We start from the raw sequence: 1170 nt of genomic DNA, 5'->3' as shown, positions 1-1170 counted from the left end.
ACGATGCCGGACCAGATGAGCCAGAGCGGGCTGCACGCCTTTTTTCGATCGACGCTTGCCGAGCGCGATCCCGATGTGGCGGCGATGATCGGGGGCGAGCTTGAGCGCCAGCGCGACGGGATCGAGCTGATCGCGAGCGAGAACATGGTGTCGCAGGCGGTGCTCGAGGCGCAGGGCAGCGTGCTGACCAACAAATATGCCGAGGGCTATCCGGGGCGCCGCTATTACGGCGGCTGCGCCGAGGTGGACAAGGTGGAGACCCTGGCGATCGAGCGGGCGAAGGCGCTGTTCGGCGCGGGTTTCGCCAACGTGCAGCCGCATTCCGGGGCGAACGCCAACCAGGAAGCCTTCATGGCGCTGGTCAGCCCTGGCGACACCATCCTGGGCATGAGCCTGGCGGCGGGCGGGCATCTGACGCACGGGGCGGCGCCGAACTATTCGGGCAAATGGTTCCGCGCGGTGCAGTACGGGGTGCGGCACGAGGACGGGCTGCTGGATTACGAGGAAATGGAATGCCTGGCGCGGGCCGAGAAGCCCAAGCTGATCGTGGCGGGGGGCTCGGCCTACCCGCGGGTGATCGACTTCGCGCGCTTCCGCGCCATCGCCGACGAGGTCGGGGCGTATCTGATGGTGGACATGGCCCATTTCGCCGGGCTGGTGGCGGCGGGGCTGTATCCGTCGCCGCTGCCCCACGCCCACATCGTGACCAGCACCACGCACAAGACGCTGCGCGGACCGCGCGGCGGGCTGATCCTGACCAATGACGAGGCGCTGGCGAAGAAGATCAATTCGGCGGTGTTCCCCGGCCTGCAGGGCGGGCCGCTGATGCATGTGATCGCAGCCAAGGCGGTGGCGTTCGGCGAGGCCCTGCAGCCGGAATTCCGCGCCTATCAGGAAGCGGTGGCGGCGAATGCCCGCACCCTGGCGGACACGCTGCTGGTACGGGGCTTCGACATCGTGACCGGCGGCACCGACAGCCACCTGCTGCTGGTCGACCTGCGCCCCAAGAAGGTGACCGGCCGGGCGGCGGAACGCAGCCTGGAGCGCGCGGGCATCACCGCGAACAAGAACGCGGTGCCCTTCGACCCGGAAAAGCCGGCGATCACCTCGGGCATCCGCCTGGGCAGCCCGGCGGCCACCGCGCGCGGCTTCGGCGCCGACGAGTTCCGC

1 protein-coding gene is annotated in these 1170 nt (G+C 69.4%); it reads left to right on the top strand.

Going from position 1 to position 1170, the window contains the following annotated elements:
• Positions 1–3: 3 nt before the first annotated feature.
• On the top strand, positions 4–1170 hold a 1167-nt coding region (gene glyA, locus HLH34_RS19070; protein WP_408871335.1), incomplete at its 3' end, for a serine hydroxymethyltransferase.

The organism is Gluconacetobacter azotocaptans (assembly GCF_014174355.1).
GTDB lineage: Bacteria > Pseudomonadota > Alphaproteobacteria > Acetobacterales > Acetobacteraceae > Gluconacetobacter > Gluconacetobacter azotocaptans.
The sequence above is the reverse complement of the archived record's forward strand: the minus strand, read 5'-3'. Positions and strand labels throughout refer to the sequence as shown.